This is a genomic window from Streptomyces spongiae, from assembly GCF_009377185.1.
GTDB lineage: Bacteria > Actinomycetota > Actinomycetes > Streptomycetales > Streptomycetaceae > Streptomyces > Streptomyces spongiae.
Genome location: NZ_VJZC01000001.1, coordinates 110,890 through 118,571 on the forward strand (window position 1 = coordinate 110,890; position 7,682 = coordinate 118,571).

Annotated in this window: 6 protein-coding genes; 4 read left to right on the forward strand and 2 right to left on the reverse strand. The window is 69.3% G+C overall.

What is annotated here, in order from left to right:
* Positions 1-33: 33 nt before the first annotated feature.
* Positions 34-399, reverse strand: coding sequence for a VOC family protein (locus tag FNH08_RS00490; protein ID WP_152769195.1), 366 nt, complete (start codon positions 397-399; stop codon positions 34-36).
* Positions 400-1,003: 604 nt separating this feature from the next.
* Between FNH08_RS00490 and FNH08_RS00495 the strand changes: the two genes are divergently transcribed.
* From FNH08_RS00495 to FNH08_RS00510, 4 genes are read left to right on the forward strand one after another with little or no spacing between them, the layout of a single operon-like run.
* Positions 1,004-1,681: a cytochrome P450 family protein gene (locus tag FNH08_RS00495; protein ID WP_152769196.1), complete on the forward strand. Its 678-nt coding sequence runs from the start codon at positions 1,004-1,006 to the stop codon at positions 1,679-1,681.
* Positions 1,678-2,667 carry a PDR/VanB family oxidoreductase gene (locus FNH08_RS00500; RefSeq protein WP_152769197.1) on the forward strand — a complete coding sequence of 330 codons (990 nt, stop codon included), beginning with the start codon at positions 1,678-1,680 and terminating at the stop codon, positions 2,665-2,667. Before FNH08_RS00495 ends, FNH08_RS00500 begins: the two co-directional genes overlap by 4 nt.
* A 54-nt stretch (positions 2,668-2,721) precedes the next feature.
* Entirely contained in the window at positions 2,722-3,900 is a 1,179-nt protein-coding gene (locus FNH08_RS00505) for an XdhC family protein (protein WP_152769210.1), read from the forward strand.
* Positions 3,897-4,751 (forward strand): 3-hydroxybutyryl-CoA dehydrogenase, encoded by an 855-nt coding sequence (locus FNH08_RS00510; RefSeq protein ID WP_322723383.1) that lies wholly within the window; start codon positions 3,897-3,899, stop codon positions 4,749-4,751. The genes FNH08_RS00505 and FNH08_RS00510 overlap by 4 nt, the downstream gene beginning before the upstream one ends.
* A gap of 90 nt (positions 4,752-4,841) precedes the next feature.
* Here FNH08_RS00510 and FNH08_RS00515 read toward each other — a convergent pair whose 3' ends face one another.
* Positions 4,842-7,235, reverse strand: coding sequence for a SpoIIE family protein phosphatase (locus tag FNH08_RS00515; RefSeq protein WP_152769199.1), 2,394 nt, complete (start codon positions 7,233-7,235; stop codon positions 4,842-4,844).
* Between the last annotated feature and the right edge of the window lie 447 nt (positions 7,236-7,682).

The following is a 7,682-nucleotide window of genomic DNA, read 5'->3' on the forward strand; positions in this document are numbered from 1 at the left end:
TCCCGGCCGTGATTCCGACCGGTGGTCCGACGTTCAGCCGAGGGGCTGGGTGAGGGTGTAGGTGCGCCCTGCGGGATCCTGAAAGTGCCGGTAGGCCACGGCGTCGGTACGCACCACCTCGCCGACCAGAGTGCCACCGGCGGTCTCGACGGCCGCGGACGCCTCGTCGATGTCGTCGACCATGAAGCCGAAGGCGACGCCGTCGTTGAGTCCGTACGCCGGGACGTGGGTCGGTGCCAGCAGCTCCAGGTCCGAGCCGTCCGGCGTCTGGAACGCGCTGTAGCCGTCGGCCTCCCACGCGGGTCCGCTTCCGAGGAGATCGTTGAAGAACTGACGCGTACTGCCGAACGCCTCGCCGTCGACGACAACGGCGTGCCAGGTGATGCCCTTGATCCCCATGTTCGATATTCCCTTTCCGGAGTCGGCTCTGCGCCCGGGGCCTTGCCGGCCCGCCCCCTGCGAGACGGACCGCCAGGTGACGTCCATCGGGGCGCCGATGAAGGCGACGCACTACCAACGATTCGCCCGCGGGACGTTACATCTCTCCCACCGGACACGTCTAGGTAGTTCCAGGCGGCTACCCTGTCGAAATGTCCGCCCTGGAGGGCAGACTGTCCCCGAACCCATAATCCTGGCCGTACGCGGGGTCCGCGCTGCATGCAGCCGCCCCCGTCAGTCCCTCCCGAAGCTTCAACCGTCCCGCGGGGAGTACTCGGTCGCCTTGCAGGCGCACAGGCCGAGGGGGCGAGGCGACGACCGAACCCTCTCCCCGCCCTGGGAGAACGCCCGGAAAATTTTGCGCGAGGCGAGTCGGATCGCAGCCTTGACGTCACTGTGGCCGATAGTTAATGTCGCGAATAGAGGACGTCAAGTCCTCTCAATGGGACGCGACTCTCGCTTCGACCAGCCTGGCGAATCGAGACGGGCTGGGACGGCCAACGTCCATCTTGAACCAGGAGGAACCCATGTGCAGCTGGGGCCAGGACTCCGCGGAGGCTGAACCATGACCGTTCGGTGGAACGCCACGTGGGCGATGCGGCACCTCGACTCGGACCCCACCGCGGGAACCGCCGAAGCGTACGGCGAGATGCCGGCGAAGTGCCCCATGTCACGCGTCGAGGTCGACGGGTCGAAGGTGGACCGGTGGGCTGCCCTCAGTCACGCCGAGCTCCCGACCGTCCTGCGTGGCTTCCGGAGGATGGGCAGCACCGTGACGACCGAACGGGACGGCACGCCCGTGATCATCCCGCTCTTCGCGGACCCGCCGCTGCATACCGGATTCCGCGAGCTGCTGAACGCGAACTTCCCGCCCGAGGTGGTCGGTCGCCTTGAGGCCGGAATCCGGCAGATCGCAGTCGAGATGGTGGACGCGATGGTCACGGCGGGAGAGGTGGACTTCGCGGAGTCGTTCTCCTACCCGTATCCGACGCGTGTGCTGTGCCTGTCCCTCGGCATTCCGGAATCCGACTGGCCGGTCCACCACGAGTTCGTGATGACCATCGACAAGCTGAGCAACAGCAATCTGAGTGACCCCGAGTCCGCGATGTTCGAGGAGCCCTTCCCCGCCCGGACCTCGTCGTTCAGCCTGAACGGTGATGTGGTTCGGCGCAGCTACCCGGTGTTGTCAGTCAACGAGATGCCGCTCAGGATGAACGCGGCCGCACCTTCGGAGGCCGCATGACCACGCTCACGATGACGTCAGACGTCCAGGTCACCGAGCGCGCCGAGCGGGTGGTGCGCATCGCACGGAAGTGGCGGGCCGCCGAGGGTGTCGTGGCCCTGGAACTCGTCGACCCGGCGGGCGGGCCGCTGCCCGAGTGGGAGCCCGGCGCTCACATCGACCTGATCATGCCCGACGGTGCCGCTCGTCAGTACTCCCTCTGCGGTGACCCCGACGACCGGCACACCTGGCGGGTCGGGGTGCTGCTGGAGAAGGAGGGGCGCGGCGGCTCGCAGTGGGTCCATCAGGAGCTGGCCGAGGGGGACCTCGTGCCCACCCGGGGCCCACGCAACCACTTCGCGCTGGAACCCGCCCGCCGGTACCTGTTCATCGGCGGCGGCATCGGCATCACGCCGATCCTGCCGATGGTGCGCGCCGCACGCGGCATGGGCGCTGATCTCACCGTCGTCTACGGCGGCAGGACGAGGGAGTCGATGGGATTCGTCGACGAACTCCGGGAACTGCACGCAGGGGTGGAGATCGTCCCGCAGTCCGAGGCCGGCCTCATCGACCTGGACCGTCTTCTGGCCAACCCGGAGCCGGACACGCTGATCTACTGCTGCGGCCCGGGGCCGCTGCTGGACGCCGTGGAGCAGCGGGTGGCGCGCTGGCCCGCGGGAGCGCTGCGGATCGAGCGATTCAGTGCTCGCACCGACACGGAGCTCACGTCCGACGCCGACCATGCCTTCGAGGTCGAGCTGGCCCGCAGCGGCACGGTCCTCCAGGTCCCGGCCGACCAGACACTGCTGTCGGTTCTGGAGGACGCCGGTGCCGACGTGATCAGCTCCTGCGCTGAGGGCACCTGTGGCTCGTGCGAGACGATGGTGCTCGCCGGCGACATCGATCACCGCGACTCGGTGCTCTCCGAGAGCGAGCGGGCCGCCGGCGACCGGCTGATGATCTGCGTCTCCCGGTGCCGAGGGCCGAAGCTGGTCCTGGACCTGTGATGGATCGGCTTCGCGTCGGGGACATCCATGGGACGGGGCGATCGGGGCACCACCATGCGTGAGGTGCTCGGTGATCTGCGGGGGTGGTGGCAGGCGGGGGACGACGTCGCACTGGCGACGGTCGTGTCGACCTTCCGCTCTGCCCCGCGCCCCGCGGGTGCCGCCATGCTCGTGGGCCCGGACCGTTCCGTGGTGGGATCGGTCTCGGGCGGCTGTGTGGAGGGCGACGTGTACGAGCGCGCCCTCGCCGCGATGACATCGGGGGCGCCGTCGCTGACGCGGTACGGCGTCTCGGACGACGACGCGCTGAGCGTCGGGCTCACCTGCGGCGGCGTTCTGGACGTCTTCGTCGAGGTCGTGTCACGTACCGGGTATCCGGAGTTCGGCGACGTCGTCGAGGATGTCGAGGCCGGACGTCCCGTGGCCGTGACGACGGTCGTGGCCCATCCGTGTCCTGATCGGGTCGGCCGGCGGATGATCGTGCGGCCGGACGGCACCGCAGGTCACAACGGCCTGGGGTCGGCGCGCATCGACACCGCCGTCCGAAACGACGCCCTGGGCATGCTCGCGGCAGGGTCCAGCGGGGTGCTCTCGTACGGCCCCGACGGCCAACGGCGGGGAAGCGGGATGCAGGTCTTCGTCGCCGCGTTCGCTCCCAGGCCGCGCATGCTCGTCTTCGGAGCGATCGACTTCGCCGCGGCCGTGGCCCGGCTGGGCTCCTTCGTCGGATACGACGTGACCGTGTGCGACGCACGGCCCGTCTTCGCGACGGCCCGCAGGTTCCCGGACGCCGACCGGGTCGTCGTCGACTGGCCGCACCGCTACCTCCGTACGGAGATCGAGGCGGGCCGCGTCGACCGCCGTACGGTGGTCGCGGTGCTGACGCACGACCCGAAGTTCGACGTGCCGTTGCTCGAAGTGGCGCTGCGAACCCCGGAGATCGCCTATGTCGGGGCAATGGGATCCCGGCGCACCCATGACGAACGCATGGCAAGGCTGCGCGAGGCACACCTCGACGAGATGGAGCTGGCGCGGCTGCGCAGCCCGATCGGACTCGACCTCGGGGCTCGGACCCCGGAGGAGACCGCCGTCAGCATCGTGGCGGAGATGATCGCCGGTCGCTGGGGTGGCACCGGCGCGTCACTGTCCATGACCAGCGGACGGATCCACATCGGCGAAGCCGCGGCGGCACCTGCCGCACACGCCGTCCAGCGCGAGAGGGAGCGAGTGTGAAGGACATCCGGCGGGTCGGTGTGATCGGAGGCGGGCTGATGGGCTCGGGCATCGCGGAGGTGTGTGCCCGCGCCGGACGGGACGTCACGGTCGTGGAGTCCACCGACGCCGCGGCCGACGCCGCGCGGCAGCGGCTGGAGGCCTCCCTCAAGCGCGCCGAGAGCCGCGGCAAGATCGATTCGGCGAAGACCGTCCTCCAGCGGATCGGCGTGGTGACCGAGATCGAGCGGGTCGCCGACCGGCATGTGGTGATCGAGGCGATCGTCGAGGACGAGGCCGCCAAGACCGACCTGTTCCGCCGCCTCGACGAGATCGTCACGGACCCGGAGGCGATTCTGGCGTCCAACACCTCCTCCATCCCGATCATGAAGCTGGCCGTGGTGACCCGTCGGCCGAGCCATGTGCTCGGCATCCACTTCTTCAACCCCGTGCCGGTGCTCTCACTGGTCGAGCTGGTGCCGTCGCTGATGACCGACCGCGCCGTAACCGAGCGGGCCCGGGCGTTCGTGCGGGACGACCTGGGCAAGCACGCCATCGACTGCCAGGATCGCGCCGGGTTCGTCGTCAACGCCCTGCTGATCCCGTTCATCCTCTCCGCGATCAGGATGCTCGAATCGGGCTTCGCAACGGCCGAGGACATCGACCAGGGGTTGGTCCGCGGCGCCGCCCATCCGCAGGGCCCGCTCGCACTGGCCGACCTGATCGGCCTGGACACCACCAAGGCCGTCGCGGAGTCCCTCTACGAGGAGTTCAAGGAACCCCTGTACGCCGCTCCTCCGCTGCTCGCGCGCATGGTGGAGGCTGGACTCCTGGGCCGCAAGACCGGCCGCGGCTTCCACACCTACACCTGAGTCCGACCACGGCACCGCGCTCTTCGGTCCGGCCACGGCACCGCGCTGTTCGACGGCGGTGTGGGCAGGGCGCCTGGGCCGGTGCCGTCGTCACCGACTTACGCTTCCGCGGCTGTCGACAGACTGCTCGGCCCAGATGGTCTTGCCGGTCGAGGTGTACCGGGTCCCCCAGCGATGGCTGAGTTCGGCGACGAGGAACAGGCCCCGGCCTCCCTCATCGCTCAGCCGGGCCCGGCGCAGGTGAGGCGAGGTGCTGCTGCCGTCGGAGATCTCGCAGATGAGGGTGCCCTGCCTGATCAACCGCAGCTGGATGGGAACCGTGGCATACCGGATCGCGTTGGTCACCAGTTCACTTACCACCAGTTCTGTTGTGAACGCGACCTCTTCCAGCCCCCACTCGGCAAGGCGTTCGCCCACTTCTCTGCGTGTTTCCGCGACGGCGGCCGGATCACGGGTCAGCTCCCAGGAGGCGACGTGGTCACGGTCCAGCACCTTGGTCCGCGCGAGCAGCAGCGCGATGTCGTCGTCGCGGGAGTCCGTGTGCAGTGCGTCGAGCACCGAGTCGCACTGCGTCTCGGCTGAGCCGGTCGGACGAGCCTCCAGAGCACGGCACAAGGCGCCGAGTCGCTCGTCGACGTCCGTGCCGCGGGTTTCGATGAGCCCGTCGGTGAACAGGGCGAGAAGGCTGCCCTCGGGAATGCGGAACTCTCCCGCTTCGAAGGGAAGGCTGCCGAGTCCGAGCGGCGGCCCGGCCGGTACGTCGAGGACCCGCGCCATTCCGTCGGGCGTGAGCAGCACGGGCGGCGGATGGCCCGCTCGGGCCAGGGCGCAGATGCCGGCCACCGGGTCGTAGACCGCGTACAGACAGCTCGCCCCCAGGTCACCCGAGACACGTTCCGTCACGGTGGCATCGGCGTCAGCGAGCGCGTCGTCCGCGGCGTGGGTGACGATGTCGTCGAGGTGGGTGAGAAGTTCGTCGGGCGGCAGGTCGATGTCGGCGAGGGTGCGGACGGCGGTACGCAATCTGCCCATGGTGGCGGAGGCATGGATGCCGTGCCCGACGACATCGCCGACGACCAGGCCGACTCGCGCGCCGGGCAGCGGGATCACATCGAACCAGTCGCCACCCACTTCGGCGTCGCCGCCCGCAGGCAAGTAGCGTGCCGCTGTCTCCACGGCCGGATGCGTAGGTGATCCGTGGGGCAACAACTGGCGCTGCAGGGCAAGGGCGATACCGCGTTCACGGGTGAAGCGCCTGGCGTTGTCGAGGCAGACCGCGGCTCGGGCGACCAGATCCTCGGTGACGGCGAGGTCCCCCGCGTCGAAGAGCGGTCGCAGTGCGGCATACCGCAGGAAGACGACCGCGCCCAGCACTGTGCCACGAGCACGGATGGGCACCGCGATCAGCGAGTGTGCGCCCGTGCCGGACGCCGGCTCACTCCGGCTGGGCTCTTTCCAAGGGGCCGCGTCCTCGGCGCTGACGGCGTGCAGTTCCGCGCGGCCGGTGATCAGACAACGCGCCACGGGCGAGGATCTCCGATGTAGGGCCGTCCTACCTGGCGGAGGGCCGTTCGGGAGGGTCCCGGCCACCGTACGAAACGCCGCCTCACGCAGCTGGACGGACCCACTCAACAGGGGACCGGGCAGGTCGCCTCGGAAGACGGGCTCCAGCAGTTCGACACTGACAGCGTCCGCGAAGCGGGGCACGGCGAGCTCGGCGAGTTCCTGGGCGGTGCCCGGTACGTCGAGCTGTCCGCCGATCCGGCTGCGGGCCTCGCTCAGCAGCGCCAGTCGCTCCCTGATGTCGTACTGCTCGGAGTAGTCGATGATCGACAGACCGACCGCTTGCACGCCGCCGTCCGAGTTCTTCAGCGGGAAGACGTCCAGTGCCCAGGCGTGTGCCCTGGGCACCCCGGCGGTCCGGACGAAGTTCTCCATGTACTCCGGCTCACCGCTCTCCGCCACGCGCACCAGCCGCTCGTGAACGAGGGCGAAGGCAGGCCCTTCGAGGAACTCCGTGATGAGTCGGCCACGGACCTCGTCTTCACCGAGGGCGATCGCTCGGCATGCCGCGGTGTTCATCCGCCGTACCCGCGCATCCGGGCCGTAGACCGCCAGCGGCGAGGGATACTGGTCGAACAGCCATCGTGTCAATTCGTCGTCCACGGGATCCGCGCCGGCCGCGGGTTGCACCATCAGTAGATAGCCGACGGGGCGGTCATCGGCCGACAACGGGTACAACCGCGCCTCCGCTTGCAGTGCGCGGCCCGCATGGTCGCGGAGCCTCGGGCCGTCGGCAGCGAAGAGATCGGTCAACGGCCTGCCGAGGATCTCCGGGGGCTCGTATCCCCATAGGGACTGCGCGCCGGCACTCCAGCAGGTCACGTTGCCGCTCGGGTCGGCGACCACGAGGGCCGCGGCCGTGTCGATGAAGGTGCTCGCCGACACCGGAGGAAGCCGGCGCGGCGATGCCGAGAAGGTCATTGTCGTGTCTCACTGGAGGTGTAGCCGGATCACCGGGCTGTGTCCCCACCATGCTCCCCACCCAGCGCTGCTGCAAGACAGCCGGTTGCGCGGCGTCACCGCCCTCTCCCTCGCCCCTTCGACCGAGCGATCGAAATTCGAGGCACAAGGGGTTCGGCAGGACCTGCCGGGAGTCGAGCTTCCGGCAGGCCTTGTCGCGCCCGTCTCCGTGTCGTGTCGGCGCCCGTCTCCGCATGATTCACTGACGACGACGGGACGAGACCCCCGTGCCCGGCGCACCCCGCACGATCGCCTTCGTCCTGTTCTCCTGCGCGCCCTGCGAGCCGACAGACAGTTCACTTGACGCCCCGCATGGATCTGTCGCCCTGAGAAGGAGACAATACATCCCGCGAGCAGGTCAATCAGTAGCTGCGAGGTGTCGCATACCCGCCACGCCCACCCCTCCAC